The 24,020-nt window shown below is 33.3% G+C and carries 16 protein-coding genes and 1 riboswitch; all 16 genes read right to left on the reverse strand.

Features of this window, described 5'->3' with window-relative positions; translation table 11 throughout:
* Nucleotide 1: 1 nt before the first annotated feature.
* Entirely contained in the window at nt 2-766 is a 765-nt protein-coding gene (locus FYJ83_RS04425) for an alpha/beta fold hydrolase (RefSeq protein ID WP_326828299.1), read from the reverse strand.
* A 150-nt stretch (nt 767-916) separates the two neighbouring features.
* Nucleotides 917-2,914: a sodium-translocating pyrophosphatase gene (locus FYJ83_RS04430; protein ID WP_154439135.1), complete on the reverse strand. Its 1,998-nt coding sequence runs from the start codon at nt 2,912-2,914 to the stop codon at nt 917-919.
* Between the two features lie 17 nt (nt 2,915-2,931).
* Nucleotides 2,932-3,156, reverse strand: coding sequence for a preprotein translocase subunit SecG (gene secG / locus FYJ83_RS04435; protein ID WP_154439136.1), 225 nt, complete (start codon nt 3,154-3,156; stop codon nt 2,932-2,934).
* A 168-nt stretch (nt 3,157-3,324) separates the two neighbouring features.
* Nucleotides 3,325-4,056 (reverse strand): ECF transporter S component, encoded by a 732-nt coding sequence (locus FYJ83_RS04440; RefSeq protein WP_154439137.1) that lies wholly within the window; start codon nt 4,054-4,056, stop codon nt 3,325-3,327.
* Nucleotides 4,038-5,702, reverse strand: a complete 1,665-nt coding sequence (locus tag FYJ83_RS04445; protein ID WP_154439138.1) for an ABC transporter ATP-binding protein — start codon at nt 5,700-5,702, stop codon at nt 4,038-4,040. The genes FYJ83_RS04440 and FYJ83_RS04445 overlap by 19 nt, the downstream gene beginning before the upstream one ends.
* Entirely contained in the window at nt 5,675-6,571 is an 897-nt protein-coding gene (locus FYJ83_RS04450; RefSeq protein ID WP_154439139.1) for an energy-coupling factor transporter transmembrane component T, read from the reverse strand. Before FYJ83_RS04450 ends, FYJ83_RS04445 begins: the two co-directional genes overlap by 28 nt.
* The gene (locus tag FYJ83_RS04455) at nt 6,568-7,278 is read right to left on the reverse strand and encodes a DUF4430 domain-containing protein (RefSeq protein WP_154439140.1); all 711 of its coding nucleotides are present in this window, start codon (nt 7,276-7,278) and stop codon (nt 6,568-6,570) included. Before FYJ83_RS04455 ends, FYJ83_RS04450 begins: the two co-directional genes overlap by 4 nt.
* Before the next feature lie 34 nt (nt 7,279-7,312).
* The gene (locus FYJ83_RS04460) at nt 7,313-8,335 is read right to left on the reverse strand and encodes a prenyltransferase/squalene oxidase repeat-containing protein (RefSeq protein WP_154439141.1); all 1,023 of its coding nucleotides are present in this window, start codon (nt 8,333-8,335) and stop codon (nt 7,313-7,315) included.
* 38 nt (nt 8,336-8,373) lie between these two features.
* Nucleotides 8,374-12,795: an InlB B-repeat-containing protein gene (locus FYJ83_RS04465; protein WP_154439142.1), complete on the reverse strand. Its 4,422-nt coding sequence runs from the start codon at nt 12,793-12,795 to the stop codon at nt 8,374-8,376.
* A gap of 11 nt (nt 12,796-12,806) precedes the next feature.
* The gene (locus FYJ83_RS04470) at nt 12,807-17,183 is read right to left on the reverse strand and encodes a DUF5018 domain-containing protein (RefSeq protein WP_154439143.1); all 4,377 of its coding nucleotides are present in this window, start codon (nt 17,181-17,183) and stop codon (nt 12,807-12,809) included.
* 69 nt (nt 17,184-17,252) lie between these two features.
* Nucleotides 17,253-18,173, reverse strand: coding sequence for a DUF4430 domain-containing protein (locus FYJ83_RS04475; RefSeq protein WP_154439144.1), 921 nt, complete (start codon nt 18,171-18,173; stop codon nt 17,253-17,255).
* 175 nt (nt 18,174-18,348) lie between these two features.
* Nucleotides 18,349-19,653: an ABC transporter permease gene (locus FYJ83_RS04480; RefSeq protein ID WP_154439145.1), complete on the reverse strand. Its 1,305-nt coding sequence runs from the start codon at nt 19,651-19,653 to the stop codon at nt 18,349-18,351.
* Nucleotides 19,653-21,452 carry a COG1361 family protein gene (locus tag FYJ83_RS04485; RefSeq protein ID WP_154439146.1) on the reverse strand — a complete coding sequence of 600 codons (1,800 nt, stop codon included), beginning with the start codon at nt 21,450-21,452 and terminating at the stop codon, nt 19,653-19,655. The genes FYJ83_RS04480 and FYJ83_RS04485 overlap by 1 nt, the downstream gene beginning before the upstream one ends.
* Complete coding sequence (locus FYJ83_RS04490) at nt 21,449-22,153, reverse strand: ABC transporter ATP-binding protein (RefSeq protein ID WP_154439147.1); 705 nt, start codon at nt 22,151-22,153, stop codon at nt 21,449-21,451. Before FYJ83_RS04490 ends, FYJ83_RS04485 begins: the two co-directional genes overlap by 4 nt.
* Nucleotides 22,154-22,169: 16 nt before the next feature.
* The gene (locus FYJ83_RS04495) at nt 22,170-23,138 is read right to left on the reverse strand and encodes a DUF4430 domain-containing protein (protein ID WP_154439148.1); all 969 of its coding nucleotides are present in this window, start codon (nt 23,136-23,138) and stop codon (nt 22,170-22,172) included.
* A 133-nt stretch (nt 23,139-23,271) separates the two neighbouring features.
* Nucleotides 23,272-23,424 carry a DUF2292 domain-containing protein gene (locus tag FYJ83_RS19885; protein ID WP_216584993.1) on the reverse strand — a complete coding sequence of 51 codons (153 nt, stop codon included), beginning with the start codon at nt 23,422-23,424 and terminating at the stop codon, nt 23,272-23,274.
* 115 nt (nt 23,425-23,539) lie between these two features.
* Nucleotides 23,540-23,724, reverse strand: a riboswitch (cobalamin riboswitch).
* Nucleotides 23,725-24,020 lie beyond the last annotated feature (296 nt).

Raw genomic sequence — 24,020 nt, forward strand, 5'->3', positions numbered from 1 at the left:
ACTATATTGCATCATACTGTAGAAAGTTCCTCAATATAACTGTAAATCTTTGATAATCATCTAAATATGAGTAATGACCTGTACCTTCTAATACTACTAAACCTGAGTCTTTTATTTCTCTTTCCATTATTTTCCCCATATATAGCGGAGTTGCTGTATCTTTATCTCCCCATATAAGTAATGTGGGAGCTTTTATTTTATTTAATAATGGCAATAGATTTTCATTTACTACTATAACCAATATTTTTCTCATGATTCCTGATGAATCCTTATAATCAGTAGATCCAAATTTTTTATAAAATCTTTCCATTTTTTCTTCATTTTTCATCCAGAAAAAAAGGGTTTTATATAGAAATCTCAAAGTCTTAAAGCTATATACTTTAAAATAATATTTAGGTCCCCTCTTTGGTATTAATCCTGCACTATTTACTAAAACTATTTTTTCCACTAGTTCTGGATACTTGGCTCCCAGTATAATAGATAATTTCCCTCCAAAAGAATGACCTATTAAAGTAACCTTCTCAATTTCCATATTATCAATGTAAGTTTTAACTATTTCTGCATATTTAAAAGAGTCTATTGGCTCAGATGGTTCAGTACTTTCTCCAAAGCCTGGCAAGTCTAAAGCGTGTACTCTAAATTTATTCTTAAGTATATTTACTATGGGAAGTACAGTATTTATATTTGCTCCCCAACCATGAAGTATAAGTATATCTTTTCCTTTTCCTTCTACTATGTAATTTAATTTTGTATCTTCTACTTTCATTTTCATTACTACCTTTCTATACTCTTTTATATATAATTATGTCCTCAACTACATAATTATATCATATAGAAATAGATTTTTATACTATAAAAATACACCCCAAATGTCTACCATATAACATTTGGGGTGCAACTATGTTAGAGATTTTAATTAAAATATTCCGCTTCCAAATAATCCTGCAAATACTAATGCTACAATTGTCATAAGTTTAATTAGGATATTTAATGACGGTCCTGAAGTATCTTTAAAAGGGTCTCCTACAGTGTCTCCAGTAACTGCCGCTTTATGGGCTTCACTACCTTTTCCACCATGATTTCCCTCTTCTATATACTTCTTAGCATTATCCCATGCACCACCAGCATTTGACATAAATATAGCCATTAGTACTCCTGTAACTAATGCTCCTGCCAATAATCCACCTAATGCTTCTGCACCTAGTACAAGACCTATAACTACAGGTACTATTACTGCCAATAATCCTGGAATTATCATTTCTCTTAGTGCAGCCTTTGTACTGATGTCTACACAAGTACCATACTCAGGAGTTGCTTTTCCTTCCATAATACCAGGTATTTCTCTAAACTGTCTTCTTACTTCTTCAATCATTGAGAATGCTGCTTTACCTACTGCATCCATTGTCATAGCTGAGAATAGGAATGGCAACATACCTCCTATAAATGCACCTGCTATAACTGTTGGTTTAGTCATGTCTATACTTGTTAAACCTACTGCTTGTGTATAGGAAGCAAATAATGCAAGAGCTGTAAGAGCCGCTGAGCCTATTGCAAATCCTTTTCCTACTGCCGCTGTAGTATTTCCTACTGAGTCAAGTTTATCTGTAATTTGTCTTACTTCTTTTGGTAACTCACACATTTCTGCGATTCCACCAGCGTTATCAGCTATTGGACCATAAGCATCTACTGCTATAGTCATACCTGCTGTTGATAACATACCTACTGCTGCTAAAGCAATTCCATATAGTCCATGTGCAGGTTCGCTTGATCCACCTGATACATAATAAGCTACTAATATACCTATAGCAATTACTACTATTGGCATAGCTGTTGACATCATACCTACTGATAATCCACCTATAATATTTGTTGATGCTCCAGTTTCTGATTCTTTCGCAATTCTTTGTACTGGTTTATAATCTCCAGATGTATAGTATTCTGTTATTTTAGCTATAATAAGACCTACTGCAAGTCCAGATAATATTGCAATAAATGGTTTAATTGATGATAACATATAATTGCTTAAAAAGAAACCAACTACTACAGTAATTACTGAACTAGCTAATGTACCATTATTTAATGCTTTTTGAGGATCTTTATCTCCTCTAACAAAATAAACACCTATAATTGATGCTATGATTCCTACTGCTGAAAGTGCAAGAGCAAAGTAAACTCCACTTTCTCCATATGCAACTATTCCTAAAGTAATTGCTGATATAATAGCTCCTACATAGGATTCAAATAAGTCTGCACCCATACCCGCTACGTCTCCAACGTTATCTCCAACGTTATCTGCTATAACTGCTGGGTTTCTTGGGTCATCTTCTGGAATACCTGCTTCTACTTTACCTACTAAATCTGCTCCTACGTCTGCTGCCTTAGTATAAATACCTCCACCAACTCTTGCAAATAATGCTATAGATGAAGCTCCAAGTCCAAATCCAGTTATAATATTTGCGTCTCCGTATATTATATAGAATAGACCTACTCCTAAAAGCCCTAATCCTACAACGCACATTCCCATTACTGCTCCACCTGAAAATGCAACGTTTAACGCTTTTGTCATACCTGATTCTTTCGCTGCATTTGCAGTTCTTACATTGGCTTTAGTAGCCACTTTCATACCGAAGTATCCTGCTGCAATAGAGAATAATGCTCCAAATAAGAAACAAATTGCAGTACTTAAACCAAGTCCTGGTGCAAATGATAAAATAATAAAAAGTGCTACTATAAAGATTGCTAAAGACCTGTATTGTCTTCTTAGGAAAGCCATGGCTCCGTCTGCGATATAAGCTGCAATTTCCTTCATCCTATCGTTCCCTGGACTAACCTGATTGATACTGTTTGCTTTATAAAAAGCAAATAACAGCGCCAATATACCTACTACTGGCGCAGAAATTAATGCCAAATTCATCTTTTATTCCTCCTTTATTATTTAGCTGCTAAAACTAAAGTAGATATTATAAAGATAACAGCTGATATTACTGTTATTCTTTTAAGCATGTCTTCACGGCTTGTTCCTCTTGACTTACCGAATAATGGTTCTGATCCCCCACCTATGGCACCTAAACCGCTTTCACTGCCTTCCTGCATTACTACTGAAACTATTAATGATAAACTTGATATAAGTACTACTACTGAGAAAAATATTGTCATATTTACACCTCCCAACAATTTATATATCCCCTAAAACATTACTATTTTAACATAGTAGAAGCATAAAATCAATAGTTTATAGACTTATACATATTAAATAGTAATCTATATATTCCCCATTATTTTCAAATATATAGGGTCTTAACTAATAAAAATTTAACTTCAATACTATTCTATCTCAATCAAACCATATTTAATTTTAATCCGATCTAATTTTTCAATCATAGACTGAGAAATGAAAAATATAAAAAAGACTGTGGAAATAGAATGAACAATATTAAACCAAAACCCTGAAATATAAGTTGCTAATAAAGCTTTCCATGAAAAATTAGAAGTAAATATTAGAAGGCTTCCAATATCTATGATTCCACCATATATGAAAAATGTAGATAACCCACCATAAATACATAATGATAATCTGGTCTTCTTAAGAATTTTTTTTTGAAATAATATGCCTGCTAAAAATCCAATTATTCCGAAACAAAACATCTGCCACGGTGTCCAAGGACCTTGTCCAAAGAAAAAATTAGATACAAATCCAGTCATTGCTCCCACAAGAAAACCAGATTCTGGTCCAAGTGACACCCCAGTAATAATTACAATTGCCACAACAGGCTTGAATTGAGGTAGCATATAAAATGCACCTCTCCCTGCTACAGCTATGGCAGTTAATACAGCTATGACAACCAATTCTCTAGCCCGTGGCTCTCGTTTCTCAAATATCATTATAAATGGGATTATAGTGTAAATAATAATCAAAACACTAATGAAATAATATTTCCTATCATCTAAAAAGTATATTCCAAAAAAAATAGTTATTGGAATCAGTACTAAAATAATAATTGCTGAGATTAAAGTTCTAGACTTTAAAAAATTCTCCCCTAAATATTTTCTTGACATAATCTAATCACATCCTCTATAGTTACTGCTTTTGAACAAATATGTCTAGAAATACGATTTGCAGATGTAGTGTAAAAACTATTCCCAGCAAAAAATTCCTTAGTTGGTTTAGAACTGACTATATTTCCGTCAAAAACCATAGCACAAGTATCTCCATGTTTTGCACAAAATTCTATATCATGGGACACCATTACAGTTGTTACATCTTTATTACTTAAAGTTTTAAGAATTTTTGCAAGTTTCTCCTTAAAAAAATTGTCTAACCCTTTAGTAGGTTCATCTAATAACAATATTTTAGGTTCTAGTAATAATACTTTTGAAAGAGCCCCTCTTTGCTGTTCTCCACCGCTTAAATCATAGGGATGCCGATTCAATAGGTTCTCCAATTCAGTTAGCTCTACTACTTCTTTAATCTTTTGAGACTTTTCCTCTTTAGGTATCTTTAACTCTGACAACATTTCATACAAATCTAACTCAAGAGTCTTTTTTACAAATAAGTGTTGAGGGTTTTGAGGTAATACCCCTAGATTATTGATGAATTTTTCTCTGGTACTCATCTTAGCTAGGTTTTTATTCCCTATGAAAACCTTACCTCTATAAGGAGTTAATATTCCACTAATAATTGATAATGCTGTAGTCTTTCCAGTTCCATTTCCTCCCAATATACAGTATATTTCCCCTTTTTCTACTTCCAAAGACATATCTTTAATGGTATCAGGTAAGCTTTTATCGTATTTAAACCAAATATCTTTAAGTTTTATTATTACATCTCTTTTTTCTCTTATAGATTCTACAGAATTTATCTTTATATCTTTTCCTTCCATAAACGAATCAATCCACCGTCTTCCTTCATTCACCGTAATAGGATAAGGCAACTGATTTCTTACTCCTGCATATATCTGCATAGCTGATGTCATACTATGAACCATTGGATGGTTATTTCTATGTAAATCTTTACCAACTTCTTCAGGTGTACCTTCACTAATAATACTTCCTTCATCCATAACTATAACCCTATCTGATATTGGAATTATTTCTTCTAATCTATGCTCAGTCATTATAATAGTTGTACCTAATTCTTGGTTGATTTTTTTTATGGTTTCAATAAATTCTGAGGCAGCAATGGGATCTAACTGAGATGTAGGCTCATCTAGAATCAATACAGAAGGCTGCATTGTCATTATACCTGCTAAATTTAGAATTTGTTTTTGTCCTCCTGATAACTCAGTTACCTTGTTATGAAACCAATTATGAATACCAAAAAAACTAGCCATCTCTGCTACTCTAATTCGGATGGTTTTGTTATCATATCCTAGGCTTTCCAGTCCAAAAGCTAACTCGTGCCAAACCTTATCTGTTACTATTTGATTATCTGGATTTTGAAATACATATCCGATTTGAGAAGCCTGAATCCTATGTTCAACCTTTGGTAGAGGTTGTCCAGAAAAATATACTTCACCTTCTTTTTTTCCATGAGGTGAAAGTATAGTTTTTAATTGTCTAATCAAAGTACTCTTTCCTGAACCTGATTTCCCACATATCGTTAAAAATTCACCCTTATTTATTATAAGATTTATATTATTTAATGCCTTTTTATCCATTAATGGATATGTGAAATTCAAATCCTTGATTCTATAGACTTCCATTTAACTTCCTCCTGAATATTTATAATTACAGGCATCATACATAATATTAAATATGCTAGATATACCAGTAGGCTAAATCCTGTTACTTCACTAAATTTAATAGATGGGAAAAATCTAATTGTGTTTTCTCCTTTAAATGCCCCTGTTAAAATAACCAGCACTAATAGTAATATGGCTGAAATTCCTATTTTATCTCTATTATCAAAAGAAAATATAGAAAAGCTAGTCCTTCCAGGTAATCCATAGCCCCTTGACCTCATGGAATCCGCTGTTTCGATGGCATTTTCCAATGCCCATGTGGTCATTATGGATAATACTTTGATTCCATTTTTAGCCCTTCTAATAATATTTCCTTGAGATAAATCTCTGCCTATAGATTTTTGTGCGTTGGAAATCACCTTTATTTGTTCTATATATCTTGGAACAAACCGAAGAGTCATTGAAAAAATTAAAGATAATGAAGGTATAATCCGCCCAAATAAATAGATAAATTTATCGGAGGTCATAACTGCATTATAACAAGAAAACCATATAATAACTGTAATAAACATAGTAGCTGAAGCTATGCCGTAGAATATGGATTCTAATGTAATTGGATTTCCATCCTTTAGATAAAATAATATAGTAACTCCCTCATGGTTAAACAAAGGATTGAGAATTGCCATAAACAATAACATTGGCATCATATATATAATATTGAATCTTATACCTTTTCTTAATCCCTTTATCATAATTGAATAAGTAATAGCTGATATTAAAGCTATTATTTGAAATATAGGGTGCATAAAGAACATACTAAAGATTAATACAGCTAAAAAATATATGAAATTTACTATAGGGTGAAAATTAGAAAAACTATCATACATCATTCTTCTCCTCCTGTAACAGCAAAACCGCCACCTATGTCCCTGCCTAAATCACAGGTATAAATCCATTCTATTATATCTCCATCCTCTAATAGGTATCTGCTAGATCCATAATTGGGAAACCAGTCATTTACCTTATACATCCATCCACTTAATTCTCCGCAATCAAACTCATATATATTGTTTATTCCCTCTACATAATGACTATTGTATATTGGAGTCATTACAAACTCCATATGAATTTTATTTGCCTGCATCTCTCTTAGCAAAACATGGAATACAGATTCTCCTTCGTAGAAATTTACTGTCTGAGGGGGATAAATAATTCCATCCTCAGGCAGCACTTCAAGTTTATCTTTATTAAATAAATGTATATTATTTAATATGGTCTTACTTGTAACAGATAGAGTTGCTGTCAGTTGTTTTTCCTTATTTATGGTTATATCCTGCCATTCAACTGGATTTGGCTTTCCCTCTGGAACTGGGTCTGTTAAGTATTTATCCTTTTCATCACTATTATTTTTATCTTCTTCTATTATGTTTTGTTTCTCTAATTTTTGTTCCTTATTTATTTCATCCTGATTTATGTCAATATCTACATAAATCTCATTGGAATCAAGAGGATTTACAGTTTTGTTTCCACCCCAAAAAAATGTAACTATCAATACAAAGATTACAAATATTCCTATTTTAACTTTTCTATTTTTCATCTTTTATCACCTTAATTTATATCCTAAGTTATAGTTAATTCACATCAGTCATATTATAGAAACTATTCATATTGTTCATATATCTTTGATACCCTACTATTCCATACATTCCTTGATCTGTTGCCATAGGATCTACTAATCCCGCTTGTGCTCCTCCATTTTCCTTTTCACCTTCTCTTATATGCATGAAGCCTCCACCATCTACATAGAAAGTCATTAAATTATCTATTAACGTTTTTTCACTCTTTACAAATCTACTGTCATTTGGATCAATCCCCAGCTCTGTTAAAGCCATAATAACCTGCACTACAGATTCAGAATTAGCAGCTCCCCAACTTTCATATCCTCCATCTTCCAATTGAAGCTTAGATAAACATTCCACAGCCTTATCTATAGCATCCTTTACCTTAACCATATCTTTGTATTTTGATAAAGCTTGCAATACCATTCCTGTCATATCTGGATCAGCAGGAGCATCATCACCTGCTATGGAAAACCCTCCGTCTGGTAGTTGCCTTTCTAATATATTATCTATATACATTTCTCTAGTAGCTTGAATCTTTACCTCTGGAACTAAAGGAATTTCATAGTTTTTGGAATCCAAGGCTAGTAATGCAAATGTGGGTCCATTTATCCCTTGAAATATAACCTTTTCATAATCTGCTAATTTTTCAAGCAAATTATATCCAGCCACATCTGAAGGATCCTTTCCAATGGCAGTTAAAGCAAGAATAGCTCTAGAATATTCCGTATATTTTCTTTCATGGAGTATACCTTGATTTTCTTCAAGAATGCTTACCACATTATCATAATAGTTTTCAAAATAATCCTTATGAATCTCTATATCTGCCCTTGCCAAAGACATTATAGTCCAGTCTCCTCCTATGGAGGACACTGTTGGATCAGGTATAGTTTCTTGCATAAATTTAGCTGTTTCTACTATTTTTTCTTCTATATTATAATCTGTTGAGGATGTTGTAACAGTACATGATATAAGGCTAAAGCTTAATATAATAAGAAAAGTAATCCTCCATAAATTTTTGACTTTATTCTTCATATATTAACCCTCCCTATCTATATATTTCAATTAATATTCTAGTCCTTGTATATTATTCCATAAATCCCTGATGAAACCTTATCACAACGAAGTTTTCCGTTGAATACATACCATTTCTCAGGAGAAACATCTTCAAAATTCCCCTTCATATAATTGTATTTTACAAATCTAAGTTTTTCCACTGGATACTGTTTTTCTAGATTTATTTCATAGGAAAGTCCACCCTTAGTAGAATCCGATTCTACTTGGAATATATAACCCTTTCCCTTTACTTTATTCCATTTTTCTCGTATATCCTTAGGTATGTCACATAAATTTAGTTTTAATCCAGATGCTGTTTCCATAGATGGATATATCTCTATATTTACAACCCCAGTATGATATTTTATGAATTCATATTCTCCCTTTAATAAATTTGGCAGAACATCTTTGGGTATGGTTATTATATTACTGAATCCTGATTTGAAATCTGAAACAGTAGGTCTGATTTCTATATGATTAAATCGATCATTTATCATCAAAGAGCTGCGGCTATTTCTAGCTCTCGATTCAATCTTACCTACATCATTTAAAATCTTTGCCCTTTCCTTCAGTACTAACTTCTCGTCTCTTTCAGATTTTATTTTCAATTCCTCTTCTGCTCTTTTTTCTTTTGCTTCCTTTGCTAATTCCCACCAAGAGATTTCTCCCCTTCTCTTATAATAATCGTCTCGTTCCTTTTTATAGTTATCATAATAATCATCCCAGTAACTTGAATCTCTATCAGATGGTATATTTATTATTACACGGTAGGTCCTTTGAGTATTACCTGATCCATATACTGTATAATAAACAGTACGGTTGAAATTTACTGCACTATCTTTACTTGGAGAAATAGTAGCCCCTTCAGTTATTGTAATACTTGGAACAAGATTGCTTAGATCCATATTATAAGGTATATTAATAGTAATCCTTTCATTTCTATCATCTATTGAAGCTTCATAGCCTAAAAGAGAAAATTTTAGAATTCTAGGCAGTTCATTAGTAGGTTCTTTTTCCCATTTTGCATATAGGGTTATATTTCCATCTATAGGAGTATTGAAATCAAAAGCTTGGGTTAAGTTTGAATTCTTATACCACCCTATGAAGCTATATCCATTTATAGTTGGATTACTTGGTTTTACAGCCTTGCCACCTTCCTCTACTTCTTGTGGAGATATACTGTTTCCTCCATTGGAGTTGAAGTTTACTGTATATCTCTGTATTTCTTCTTCAAAGGATTTAATTTCTATATAGTAAATCCGAGACTCACCATCTTTAGATATGGTAAACTTTTTAGGTCCGTATTCTACAAGAATGCTATTGGCCACATCTCCCGCAGCCCACTTCTCTATAGGAGCCCCATGTCCTATATCCTGTTGAAGCCATGAGCCTTCAGTTCCTGTAACTTTCAGAATATGACCTACATCCAACTCTTTACTGTAATCCTTAGGAAGTGTAATGGAAAATGTATTTCCCACCTTTACTCCTTCGAAAACCACTTGTCCATCTTCAGTCAGCTCTACAGATGTTATTTCAAGTGTTTCAGGTACGGGTTCCTCTTCCCATTTAGCATATAGAGTTAAATTTTCTGTAATTAGTGTATCAAAATCAAATTCTTGTGTTAATCCTTCATTCTTGTACCAGCCTGCAAAGCTATACCCATCTTTTGTAGGTTTCTGAGGGGGTATGGTTACTTTTTCACCCTCTAATATCTCTTGATAAGTGATTGAGCTACCACCATTGGAATTAAATTCAACCTTCAGTTTCAGCTTCTCCGATTCCCTTTTTACATTTAATGTTAATTCAATTTTCCCATCAAAACCTTTTATTGTACCCTCTGCTTTATAGGTATCGTGGTTGTAGTAACGAATACTGTAATGATTAACATTATAGTATACATCTTTGCCTTTCCATTCTCCAATATTTATGCTTCTCTCACTATCGTCATTCAATTTCACTCCAATGGTTGTTGGCAAACGATAGCTTTGATATTCCCCAAAGAAATCCCTATAAACTGTTATTTCTTGAATCTTATCTTCTTCATTGATGTCTGTGATTTTTTTCATGATGACATTAATCTTTACTACTTCATCGGTATCTCCAATAGTACCTGTAAATATATTCTTTCCTAATATAGCTGTTTCTACGGATTCATTCCAGTTTATTATTTCTAAACCTCCATTTCCATCATCATATCTTACCTTTACTGTTGAAGGCAATTGATAGTTATCATATCCTTGGATGAATTCTTCATCTTCCATATCTAGTATTTCTTCAATATTTTTAGTATTTTCGGAAAAAACAGCTTTAAGTCTAAGGTTATAGTTCTTCTCAGGATCACCTCCCGAAATCATTTCTGGAAGCTCAATCTGAATGACCGGAGAATTTAAATTCACATTAGGATTTTTAGTACCTGTCCCTGCAACACCAGGAGTTATAAATTCCCATCTATCAAAGGCATATCCAGCTTCGGGTATTGCTCGAAACTTTATTATATCCTTTGTATCTGAAAGAGGGAAACCGTCCTTTGAGTTGAAGTCTTTCCTTTCCTTTCCGTTCATATCAAATACTAAAATATCTATATTTCCTTCCTCATATGATGTTTGAGTTGTATCTATAATAGTATATGTCTTATATAGTGCTTCAATTTGTAATCTATAATTTTTTGCCAATTCAAAGGCATAATCTCCTATCTTAAATTCTATTTCCCTATTTGTGATCTCTTCTCCTAAAAGTATATTTAATTTATTATCTATATCAATATCTTCCGTTCTCCATATTTTCCATCTAGTAAAAAAACTCTTGTTACCATCTTCTGCTTTTATACTAACTCTATCCTCTTTTTTAAGTTCCTTATATCCTATTAGTTCATTCTCTTGCAGAATACCAGCTTTTACTTCTGGGTCATAAATATTATATGTTGTATCAGAGGCTTTTACTGTAAGTTCAATCAGTTCTTCAATTTCTGCCTCTACCTTGATAGCTTCCCAAGTTAAGGTAAATTCATCTCCATTCTCTGTTATAAAAGTAAATAAAGGGGGTTTATCCTTATCAAATCTGGATCTATTAAGTTCCGTACCGTCCTTATATATGACCTTAGCACCAAAATCATTAAACCATATACCTTCTCTCCATTTATCCGCTTCTGCTCCAAAACCTTTAATACTTATGAGTTTGGGATCAGAGATAGTTTCATTCTCTGCCTGATTATCCACCTTTATTTCCTTTATACCTGTGGTTTCTATAACAAGCTTATCATTCATCAATCTTCCCATACCGTTAATTGGATCAGTAAATCCTAGAAATGCATTATAAGTCGGATTTTTCCAAGAAGAAGAATCCTTTCCTATATATAGAAGCATTTTATTATCCACAAGCTCATACTTATGAAAAAAAACTGTGTTTATGTCTGGAGATTTTGGACTAATAGGAATTTTTATATTGGTTATATAATCACTAGGATCTAAGGTTTTATTATTATCCTTCCACTTTGCATATAGAGTTGTATCCTCTGAAATAACTGTATCAAAGTCGAATACATTTTCTAAGGTCTCATCTATATACCAATCTATAAATTTATATCCTTCTTTAGTAGGGTCTGCTGGTTTTACAACTTTTTCTCCTTCATCTATTAGCTGCTCCTCTATAGTGCTTCCTCCATTTGTGTTAAAGGATACCCTGTAGCTTTGTTTTTCAGAAACTTTAAAATGAGCTATTACAGGAAGGTAATTCTGAGGGAAAGAGGGGCCTTGTTTAGGTATTGCAGGAAGAATTATTTCTATTTCAGCATCAGTTTCTTTCACATCTTGATTTGATGCCGCCCCTAATCCTATTATGGGCATTGCCCTTATAAACTCCCACTTTTCAAATTCATATCCCGATTTTGCATCAGCTTTAAATTTTACTATATCATTATTTTGTCCTAAAGGGTATCCATTCTTCGAGTAAAGATTAGCTCCCTTTCCTGTCACTTCAATATCAACAGTCCCTTTTCCAAAGTCCGTTCTGCTTGGATCTATTTCAATAAAATGGTTATAACTGGCTTCTATGGTTTTTATCTCTCTTGTTTTAAACTCTTCTGTTACCACAAATGTCAATTCTGGAGTCTCATGTGAGCCTCCGAATAGCTCAATAAAATCTAAATTATTCACACCAGTAGGTCTTTTCCATTCCTTAAAAAAGCTTTTATTTCCGTCTACTGCCCTTATTGTTATTGTTGTCCCCAGTTCTACTTTTACGGTATTTTTTAATACTTCCTCTCCATCTTTTTCTACTACTATTCCCGCATTTATCAATTCATCTATCTTTTTATCATTTACAACTGCCCTTATGGTCAATGTTATTGTTTCTGGTTCCGTTTCTGCAAATGCTGTGTTTATATTTATTATGTTTATAAGCACTAAAACAAATATCATTACTCCTCTGATAAAATTCTTCATAGTCTCCTCCTTTATTCAACTAATTGATAATAAGGTATATTTAAATCCTCTTCCATATATCGCCAAAGCAAAGTTGCAGGCTTTGGTTCTGCCCGTCTTACTATCAGAGTATAGTGTTTATATGTGTCTCCCTTTTTAAGGGTAAATATATTATTTCGCCTTAAATCTATAGGCTGTCTTAAATCAGGATATACACTTGTACCCTCACTTGCCGTGATTATGGGAAATACCTTGTAATTTTCCATTTCAAATGGAACATCTAGAAAAATCCTTCCGTTTCCGTTATCTATAGTCGCCTTTATGCCATTTACAGTAAAGTAGGTTATTTCTATATCATCATTTTCTTCATCGTCTCCTGTACCAGGAGATGTACTTCCGCCAATAAATTCAACTGTATACAAGTTTACATTATTATCATTATCAGTTAGAACATAATCTTTTAGAAAATCATCTTTATAATCCTTGTATCCTTGAGAATTTATGAATTCATACTTTAAAGAATTATTTTCACTTCCTGGCATAGGATCAATACTCTTTCCACTCCATTCTATTTCCGGTTCCTGATCGCTTAAACTTTCTATAAATTTCGTCTTGGTCATTCCTTTTGGTATTTTTAATTTAATAGATTTTCCGACTACTTCCGCCACATGATTTCCAATAGAGAATTTTTCAATTTCGCTATTTCCTCCAATTTCAATTTCTGTGTTTAATGTTACAGTATATGTTACTCCATCTTGAAAATTTGGATAGGGATTTATTGAATATTCTTCTTCATCTTCAAAAGACTCTACTACCTTATAACCTGGATTTACTGTTGTATTAACTTCATCTGGTTCAAATTCAAATTCATTTGGTCTTAGATAATCTCTAGATGCTTCCTTCGGAAAATTTATCACTATTTTATTGAAAATAGTATCTATTTCCCCTTCTACTCCACGAAGCACAAATTTTGTAAATTCATATGAGTCTTCCTTTTCAATTGAGACCTTTACTGTAAATTCAGCTATGGAACTATCCTCTGCCCTTATCATATATATTACATCTTTAGTGAAGTCTTGTGGTTCACTAGGATTAGGATTTTTGCTTTTAACTTCTATGCTTTTACCTTTAAAGTCTATATCTAATACTAGATTTTTCAACTTGGATTCTTCAGTATCGCTAGGAAGAATTATGGATATTTCTCTATTATGGTTATCTATATTGACTTTGGCAGTGGGAAATTCCTTTATACCAATGGAGGTTATTTCTTTTTCTCCGCTTAATATATCTTCTTTTTTCTCAACTATAATACTATAGTTCTTTCTTGTACTCCCGTCTTCAGCAGTTACAATATAGGAAATCTCTTTTGTAAAATCTTGAAGCACCCCTATTGCTGGATTAATGACTGCATTTTTAGAAATCTTTATAATAGGTTTTACCTTTAACTGTTCATCTGTAGTATTCATGGGAATCTCAATAGTTATTGTGCTATTTTCATGGTCAATCATTCCTTCCTTACCTAATAACTCAAAATAGGTGATTTCAGCTTTATCGCTGAAATTGGAGCTAAAATCAAATGGAACTGCATCATGGTATAAGGAATAGGCTTTTCCCCCATTTTCTACAAAATTGATATACCATTGAAGAGCATACATTCCTTGATAAGTTCCCATGAAATTATAACTATTATTAGTATGTCCGAATCCGTCCCTTGCAGGAGTAGCAAATTTATTAATCCAATTGACTATCATATTATCCTCTGGTCCTCTGGAAAATCTATAATTTGAAAAAGGATCGATACCCATGGAACATAGGGCTATGATAGCCTGAGATGTGGATTCGCTGTTTACATCTCCCCATGAAATCCCTAAGAAATCATCATTTAATGGCTCTACTCCTTTAACTGATTTTCCTCCTCGCTTATCCCCTAAGAATGACTCTACCCCTTCTTCTAATTTATCCATTACTTTATCACCATAGACGGGATGATTCTGGTATGGGTATAATCCCTGCATCAGCATGGCTACCATATCAATTCCATAGGGATCGGAACCATATTCATGATTTAGCAAAAATTCAATATAATCATCTCTGGTAATATCAGCATTGGCAGGTATGGAATAATTCCCCATATCTAAAGCTATAAGGGAATAAATTCCTCCATTTATACCGCCGATACCCCCGTTATACATCATCTCCATTATATTGACAACTTCTTTCCCGAAAGGTCTACCTAAATCCGTCTTAAAGGGTTTACCATAAATTTTGAATGGTTCTAGATTAGTAGCATCTACTCCCATAGCAGTTAAAGTCATAGCAAATCTGGCAAAATCTGTAATTTTACTGCTGGATAATTCTCCTACTTCATCATACATGTCGAATCGTTGAGGCAAATCTTCAGTCGTTCTCCTTATCCCATCAGAGGTGCCATTTTTTTCTCCTTCGTATAATCCTATGTTCATCCATTCCCAATCTTCATGAGTTGCTTCATTTTTATATTTATTGTATATATTGTCTCTTAATTGTTTAAGTTTGTTCATATATTCTTCATCAGGGCCAACGGCTTCTTCCTGACTATGGATTACGGATACTTTATATACTCTTTGTTCCCCATTTTGGGAAGTCACTGTATAATCAATTTCTCCCTTTGAAAAATCCACTTCCTCCGAACTAGCAGGTTTTACTTTTGCATTTGGAGAAATCCCTATAAAGGGTTTTATATTACTTAAATTTTCTGTGTTTGGAACTTCCACTTTAATATTATTTTCTTCTATTTTCCCGTCTATGGTTCCTACCTTAAAAGATAATATCTTATTTTCAGAAGAAGCAATACCATGTGATACTATTACCTCATATTCTTTAGTTTCCCCCGATTCAGATGTTACTGTATATATGACAGGATTTGTAAAATCCTGTGTTTTTTTAGACTTTGGAACTACACTGGCTCTATAATCTATCCCAATATCTGGTGTTAAAGCAGTAATATCGGTTCCATAGGGTGCTGTAATATTAATCCTTCCATTATCATGGTCGATATTTACATTATAGTCATCTATACCAAAATAAAGAATTTCATTATTATGAGACCTTTCTAAAGTTACATTTAAGGTATATGTTTTTTCTAAATCGTCCCTTACGATTTTTATACTATTTATCTTTTCTATATTTACATTTTTATTTTTTTCAATTTTAATTTTATTATTATTTTCATCTATATAATAGGCTTCATCACCTGTATGATAGATATCCAGATATAGTTCCTGTGAATCAATATAAAATGGTATATCTAAGTCTATGCTATCTTCTCCTATTATCCCACCTATTTTTTCCCCATATTCGCTGGTATAATTTAAAGAGTTAATCAGCAGTCTAGGTTCTTCTTCTAATACTTTGACTGTCCACTCCTTTTCCATATGACTATAATCCTTTAAACCATAGTATTCTATATATTTGTCATGGGACGCATCTATAGGTCTTATAGAATAAATTGCAGAACTCCCTATTTCAAAATCTCCAGATTTATATCTTCCAATTACCCAATCAGGTGTGATAATCTCCACCTGAGATTTATCCGGCTCTATTCCCTCCGGAACATATAAATTCACTAAAGAACTTTCTTTATCAATTACACCTGAATACTCACCGATTTTAAAATCAAGTATCTCAGGTTCATTTATCCTATGGGATTCTATATACTTTACTACATCATAAAGCAGTGGAATAGATGCTTCTATTTTCTCTCTGGAAAGAAACTGGCTGAATTCTGTGGAATTCGTAGTTGTTAAGAGTATCTGTTTCCATTCTCGAATTGCATTTATAGCATAATTTTTATGCATAGGGTGATAATCCCCAGTTTTTTTAGGTTCCCCCTGTCTGGCAATTTTATCTGCCAAGGACTGAATTACATCTAAAGCCTCTTTAAAATCCTCCTTTAAATCCTCTACATCTTTAGGGTCTACTCTTTGACTTTTGTCATAATTCTCCATAAGCCATACAGGCATAAAGTCTTCCCTAGTATCATTATCATAGGTAAATCTATAAAGATACTTTAAAGGTAGTTCATAGTTACGCTTTTGTCCATCAATAACTAGTTCTCCCAATGGCGGTTGATTCCAGTTTCCATTTTTTGAATTGCTATACGCAGATGTTTTCGCCTTTGTTATGGTGGCTTCCTTAACCTTTATGGGGATAAAAGTAGAGTTTATACTAATCGCTCCAGTAGTGTTTAATATATTATCTGGAACAATCATTCCCGGGCTAAAATGCTCTTTAGTTTCTATTGATTGAAAAGCATAGACTACCCAATCTCTACCACTAATTGAAGCAAAGGAAATATTCCCTGATGTAAATAAAATTAGAATTGCTAAAAAAAAGCTTAATATTTTTTTTAGTTTTAAATATTTTTTCATATAAATCTTCCTATTCTTTTATTTTATGTAAAAAGTAAGGGGCACAAGCCCCTTACCCTTATTCATCTTCTACCACTCAGGTCCTCCTAAGTCTATACCCCAGTCAAAGGTATATCCCCATGTTAAGGTACTATCACTAGCTGTTATAATATATTGAGATGCTCCTATATTAGCAACCTCACCATTTATAAGATATATCCAGCCTGTTCTGTCCTTCTCCCAATCCCATGATGGGAAATCTGGCTCCCCTTCTGTTTTTTGGAATAATAGATCTGGCAAAGTCGGGTCAGCGCCTCTGCCAATTTCACTTACATAGCCGCTGTTTATACCGATTACATTAAGATTGGTTCCATCTACTGCCTTTTGGAATACATCCATTGCTGACTCTCCTACTTCCGCTGTTACCGGTATGAATAATGAACCACTTTCCAGTCCAGTTACTGCATTCTGTACTCTAGCTGCTGCTGCAGGATAAGCTGCTGCTGTAGGAGCTACATAACCTCCGGTATTAGGACTTGTATAAGTTCCATCTAACCAATCATTTGCATTTTCCAAATCAATGGTTACAAATATCAAAACACTTGTTCCTTGGATATTAGCATTCATTTGATAAGTTCTGTAAACTGTACTGCCTGATTTTAGAACAAAATCTACATACCCCTCACTAAAATCCACACTCATATTTGGAGTATAAGGAGTTCCATCTACTTCTAGAGTATATGACCCTGCGATTGTGGCAACTATCTCCACGTCGCTTAAATCCACACTTGAGGAATTAGAAAACTCAATATATCCTGTATATCTGGTGACTCCCCCTACATCTACAAATTTCATCTCTGCTGTATACTCATTTGAACCCTCTATTGCTTTTACTACTAATATCCCGTCATCTGTCAATGTCGCCGCAAATGATGATACACTCATTCCCAATACTAGTACTAATGCTAGTAATAAACTAAATATTTTTTTGTTGTTAAACTTCTTAAACATACTCTTATCCCCTTTCTTCTTATAAATCTCTTTCTCTCATCTTATGGGCTTATCCCTTAAGATTACTGTTTCCTGTCTTTACTATGGATGTAATTCCCTGTTTCTCTCTAGTCCTCTATATACCTCCAATCTTTTGATTTATTTATAATAAACTACACTTTAACCAAACTGCTAATTATTCAGCCCTTATGGCCACTTGGGGACTGACTCTCATAGCATTTATTGCTGGTCCCAGTGCAGATATTACCGCTACAAATACTGCAAATATTACTGCTCCTCCTGCTAGCCAAATTGGTATAATGGAGCGAACTTCCATCTCCTTCAATAGTATAGGTAATATTCCTTGCAATATAAGACTAACAAAAAGTCCTATGGTTCCTCCTATAACTCCTATTATTGCAGATTCTACTAAGAACATCTTTACTATATCTCCTAAATCAGTTCCTAGAACCTTGAGTATTCCTATTTCCTTAGTTCTCTCATTGATTGCCATCATCATAGTATTGGCTGTTCCAATACCAGCCACTAAAAGTGCTACTGCCCCAATGGCTGCCAGCATCCCCTGAATTTGTTTTGATTGCTTTTTCACGGATTCCAGCATATCGTTTAAGGAATAAGTCTCAAATCCAGCCTTTCTTATTACATCTGTAATACTTTGTACATTTTTTATATCATCAGCCTTTATCCATACTAAAGGGTAGGTTTTTATATTTTTCATATCATTAGCTGTATTGGAAGGAGGCAAAAAATCCTCATTGGCTTCTATTAATTCCTCTAATATTTTAAGCTGTATAAATCCTGAAGTAGAATATGTATAGTTTTGCATACTGGTGATTCCTGTTACCTCTATCCTATAGATATTCCCACTTGGTACTGCTCTGCCATCTTCTCCTTCTACATACTGTCCTGATAATGTATTATAATCAAAGGTAAGTCTAATATTTCCCTTCATGGGGTCTATTAGATGTTTGTTTTTCATATCCTTAATTTGCTCCCATGTTTGAGGATCTGCAAAGGAGTCTGCCACATCATCTGTTAATATAATCTGAGGTACAAGCTTTGTGCCCTTCAACGGCAGTTGTCCCTTCAATGGAGTTATCTGAAAGTCTCCTGCTGTGTCTAAATCAATTCCATATAGTCTAATGGGAGCTATATACTTTCCGCCTTTTAAATATGGTACTACTTGTACAACAGGAGTTACAGCCTCTACTCCCTTTAACTTTTTAAATGCTGATACTGCTTTATCATTTAGTAAAGCTACTTTTCCCTTGGTTTCCCTTGGAGGGGTTACATCTATTTTCGTCAGACTTCCCATTTCAGAAATAGACTCCTGATATGTTTGGTTATAGCCAATTCCAATGGATATGAGTACCACTATACAGGCTACTCCTACTGCCATGGCTGCTGCTGTTAAAATAGTTCGTACTTTTCTTCGCCTTAGATTTATAAATCCCATACGAAAAAAATCTGAAAACTTCATTATTTCTTCCTCCACTTAAACCTATATAAATATCCTAAAGCAATGGCTCCTATTCCTCCTGTGCCTCCTATCCAAGGCAATGCTGATTTCTTCTTAGGCTGTTGAATTTCTCCTTGAATTATCTTATCTGTGTCAGAGGTTTCACTAAGTATTTCCACCTGAAAAGGTTTTCTCTCTTCAAATATCTCTCCATCTATGTCTTCATAGGTTATTACAAAATCACCTGTCAGGGTTCCCGTCTTTCCTCCGATAATTTGAAAATCTGCACTATGTTTACCTGCTGGTATCAAATCTCCCCCATAATATTTTTCAAACATAAGAATATCTTCACTTTCAATATCAATTTCTAAATTAAACGCCTTAGTCCTTCCTTTATTTACAATTGCCATGCTTACGGCTATAGGATCTCCTACGGCAGTATCCTCATCATAGATTAGAGGCTCTTCTACTGATACCTCCATTTTCTGTTTAATGGGAATTACTATTCCTTGGGTGGCAGTGCCCTTTACAACCTTTTCATTTTCATAATCCATAGTAACTGCAATTGTAGTTGTGGAATTTAAGGCTGTAGGCAATGCCTTAAGCTTAAAAGTACTACTTGTAGTTCCCCTTGGCTTCAATGAATTTATATACCTAGTATCACTTTCTCCTTTAGCAGGCATGATACTATTTTCTTCTAAAGTCAATACAATACCTGCATTCTTTATAGTTGAACTATGAGAGGTATTCTGGAAGTTTAAAACCAATTGAAACTCATCTTCTGCATACACTACCTCTGGTTCTATACTATATCCTGTAATTATCAGCTTAGGCACAGAATCTGGAAGTTCCTTTATCTCTGGTTTTCCCTTTGCTACATTGATATATGCTGAAAACAAGCTCTCCATATATACGTCATTTTCTTTATATGTTGCTCTGAAGTTAATTGGTTTTGCTCCTTCAGATATATTGGGAGAAATTTTGAAATCATATTCTAAGAAAGTTATATCCCCATGCTTCATATGTGGCAGACTCTTCCCATAGTTTACTGCTTCCACTACAAAGGGCCATTCATCCAACGATGTAGATATAACTGGAGTTATGCTGATATTTGATAGATTTCCTCCATTATTTACAATGGGAAGTCTAAGATTTACTCTTTCTCCTGCATTTCCTGCAGGGGCAGGTATTATGGCTCCATCTTCATCAACTGACGCTATTGCCAATGCTCCTAACTCATTAATCTTTTGTGACTGGCTTCCATCTTCTAGTACATTTACATAAGTCACAAGCTGAAATTCTATATCTTCTTTTATATCGGTTCCATTTATATCATCTAATCTCCACACTGTTGCATTTATTGAAAACGTAACAGGATAAAGTCCTTTGTTGGCTGTTTCAGATATTTTGAAGCTATAAAAAACATCTGCCATGCTTCCATAGGTCATATCTTCCATCTTTTTTACATAGCTTGTCTGGTTTATTTCAAAAGGCCACTTCTTCATATCCTCCTGCTTTACAGGTATAATTGGTTCTATGGTAATATTTCTAAGTACATACTTTCTTGTGGGTAAGTATTCCCTGTTTACAGCTAGAGGGAGTTCTATGATAATGTTCTCTCCTGGTTTTCCAAAGGCAGCAGATGCACCTGTGTCTGCTATTACTATTGCTTTTTTATCTGATCCTTCTACCTTATCTTGGTTTCTAGCAGGTGATGGTGCAGGTGTTGTAGTTGTATCTGCCCAAACTGAGTTAGCCATAGCTACAGTTATAAAAACTGCTAGTATAAAACAAAGAATGGATATTTTTCTCTTCTTCATGTTAAAATTGTCCCCCTAAATATTTGTTCAATATCTACGATTTTGCCATCTAGTAGATTAATAGTTCTTTCAGTATAATTTTTAGCTACTTCATCATGGGAGACCAGTAAGAAAGTTGTCCCCTTTTCTTTAAAAAGATTAATTAATAATTCCATGACTTCTATGCTTGTTCTAGTATCTAAGTTACCTGTTGGTTCATCTGCCAGTACAATAGCTGGGTCTGTTATCAGTGCTCTAGCAATTCCTACCCTTTGTTGCTGTCCCCCTGACATCTCATTAGGTCTATGATTCTCATGGGTTTCTATCCCTACTTGTTTCATTATCTCCCTGGCTTTTTCAATTCTTTCCTTTGGTTCAATTCCCTTTAATGCCAGAGGAAGAGCTACATTCTCCAAGGCAGTATATTGAGGTAATAGGTTATATGACTGAAATATAAATCCTATATTTTTACGTCTAAATTTTATTCTCTGACTTTCTCCCATCTTTTCAATATGCTCTCCCTCAATTATAATTTCCCCATCTGTTGATTTTTCTAATCCTGCTAAAATATTTAATAAGGTGGATTTTCCTGAGCCTGAACGCCCAGTAATACTAATGATTTCTTTTTTTTCAATAGATAAATTGATTCCATCAAGAGCTTTTACTATATTTTCTCCTATTTTAAATTCTTTTTTAATATTCCTTAGTTCAATAAAAGACATTATATTCTCCTCTTATTTAATTCCCTAGCCATTCTTGACCTAGATCCTTTCCTAAGTCACAGGTATAATTCCACTCTATTACATCTCCTGACTGCAATACATATACTCCAGCTCCATAGTTAGGATACCAGCCATTTACGCAATACATCCATCCGCTCCATTGTCCTCCATCAAACTCATAAAGATTATTTATCCCTTCTATGTATGCTGATTCTTTATTTCCTCTATATGCCATCTGTATTTTATATTTATCCCTTGCGACTTCCAATACATTTAATACCGTATCTCCATCTTTTATTTTAAATGTGGTTGTAGATAAGATCACTCCGCTTTCTGGTACTATTCCTTTAAATTTAGGGTCTTTATGCATATCTTTATTTACTGCTGTGTCACAACGTATAGTAAGGGTTACTGTATTTTCCTTTGGTTTCTGTTTCTCTGGCTCTTTTTCTTTTTCCGTTTCCCCTTTATTTTCATTTCTACTATTGTCTTTCTCTTTTTTCTTTTCTTCTTTTTCCTTCTCTTTTTCTTCTTCCTTTTTACTTTCCTTCTCCCTTAACTTTTGTTCAAAAAAGTTATCTTTTTTCTTGTCCTCTGCTGGCTTTATTTCTACATTATCTTTTCCTTCTTCTTTATCTTTTAATACAAACCTTAATTCTTCGTCTTTAGATTTCTCCGAATTTTTTAATCTTAATTTCTCCCAAAATGATAGTTCCTTTTTATCCTGCTGAACTACATCTTCTTCCTCTATTGCAATTTCAATTTCATCCTCATTTTTTGATGATAACTTTTCTCTCATCTGTGCCAGTAGGGAAGTCGCTTTTAAACTTTCTTCATCTTTTTTGTTCTCTATAAAATAGTCTATTTCTAAATCCTCATTACTGCTTACTCCCTCAGCCTTATCTGAAAAACATCCTGTTAAAGGAATGATTAATGTAATTAAGATGAAAAAAAGAATTAATTTTTTTATGATATTTTTCTTCATTTTACCCCTCCATAATTTAACTAATGTAAAAGGTATAAATCTTTTCAATACAAATTCCCCTCTTAATTTCTACAAAAACAAAAAAACACTACCTTATTACAAGTAGTGCCTCCAGTTTTCTGGTCAGCATATTCTATAGTTTTATCGACTTCTTTAATTCTTCCACTCTTACGGGTTCACTATTCTGAATTATAATTTTGATTTCTCCAAATTCCGTATTTCTTATTAATTCTATAAGATTTTTTTCCTTATCTGTAAGCCTTAAACTAACATTTTTATCATTCACCTTTGCATAGCACCTCCCCTAAATAAAAAAAATGTCTTAACTTCCAGGAGTTAAGACATTTTAATCATATATCAATACACATAGTCACTACATCTAACCTCAATCCCGGAAGGCTAATGAAAATATAGCTTAGGCAGTTCTCCTGACTTATGGGTCGTAGCTTTTCTTTACCTTCCCAGAATTTTTCCAGTGGTGTGTCAAAAAATTGCTCTCCATTTACAGTGGCCGGACCGTTCATGATTTACACATGATTATCTTTTAATCTCTATTATATAAAGAACCTAAGTATTTTTATATTTAATTTTATAATTATTTCCATTATATACCATATCTTGAATTTTAACAATAGATTTAGAATATTAACTATGGAACTTCTATATTTAACTAATTATAAAATGAATAACATATAAAAAGTTTAATTAATACTAGAGAATATGAAAAGATTTTCTTATTTATTCTTAAATTTCTAGAGAATGTAAATAACTTTGTGCTTTAGAGATAACTACTCATCTCTAATCTGACAAGAAATATTAAACTGGATAAAACTTACAATTAAATATCTTGATTATATCTTTGCCAAGGTTATTTTAATTTAT

Source organism: Tissierella pigra (assembly GCF_009695605.1).
Taxonomy (GTDB): domain Bacteria; phylum Bacillota; class Clostridia; order Tissierellales; family Tissierellaceae; genus Tissierella; species Tissierella pigra.

Bases quoted from the DNA above. Each gene is read 5' to 3' on its own strand.
- FYJ83_RS04425 (WP_326828299.1), bottom strand. From the start codon at position 766: ATGAAAGTAGAAGATACAAAATTAAATTACATAGTAGAAGGAAAAGGA.
- FYJ83_RS04430 (WP_154439135.1), bottom strand. From the start codon at position 2,914: ATGAATTTGGCATTAATTTCTGCGCCAGTAGTAGGTATATTGGCGCTG.
- secG (WP_154439136.1), bottom strand. From the start codon at position 3,156: ATGACAATATTTTTCTCAGTAGTAGTACTTATATCAAGTTTATCATTA.
- FYJ83_RS04440 (WP_154439137.1), bottom strand. From the start codon at position 4,056: ATGTCAAGAAAATATTTAGGGGAGAATTTTTTAAAGTCTAGAACTTTA.
- FYJ83_RS04445 (WP_154439138.1), bottom strand. From the start codon at position 5,702: ATGGAAGTCTATAGAATCAAGGATTTGAATTTCACATATCCATTAATG.
- FYJ83_RS04450 (WP_154439139.1), bottom strand. From the start codon at position 6,571: ATGATGTATGATAGTTTTTCTAATTTTCACCCTATAGTAAATTTCATA.
- FYJ83_RS04455 (WP_154439140.1), bottom strand. From the start codon at position 7,278: ATGAAAAATAGAAAAGTTAAAATAGGAATATTTGTAATCTTTGTATTG.
- FYJ83_RS04460 (WP_154439141.1), bottom strand. From the start codon at position 8,335: ATGAAGAATAAAGTCAAAAATTTATGGAGGATTACTTTTCTTATTATA.
- FYJ83_RS04465 (WP_154439142.1), bottom strand. From the start codon at position 12,795: ATGAAGAATTTTATCAGAGGAGTAATGATATTTGTTTTAGTGCTTATA.
- FYJ83_RS04470 (WP_154439143.1), bottom strand. From the start codon at position 17,183: ATGAAAAAATATTTAAAACTAAAAAAAATATTAAGCTTTTTTTTAGCA.
- FYJ83_RS04475 (WP_154439144.1), bottom strand. From the start codon at position 18,173: ATGTTTAAGAAGTTTAACAACAAAAAAATATTTAGTTTATTACTAGCA.
- FYJ83_RS04480 (WP_154439145.1), bottom strand. From the start codon at position 19,653: ATGAAGTTTTCAGATTTTTTTCGTATGGGATTTATAAATCTAAGGCGA.
- FYJ83_RS04485 (WP_154439146.1), bottom strand. From the start codon at position 21,452: ATGAAGAAGAGAAAAATATCCATTCTTTGTTTTATACTAGCAGTTTTT.
- FYJ83_RS04490 (WP_154439147.1), bottom strand. From the start codon at position 22,153: ATGTCTTTTATTGAACTAAGGAATATTAAAAAAGAATTTAAAATAGGA.
- FYJ83_RS04495 (WP_154439148.1), bottom strand. From the start codon at position 23,138: ATGAAGAAAAATATCATAAAAAAATTAATTCTTTTTTTCATCTTAATT.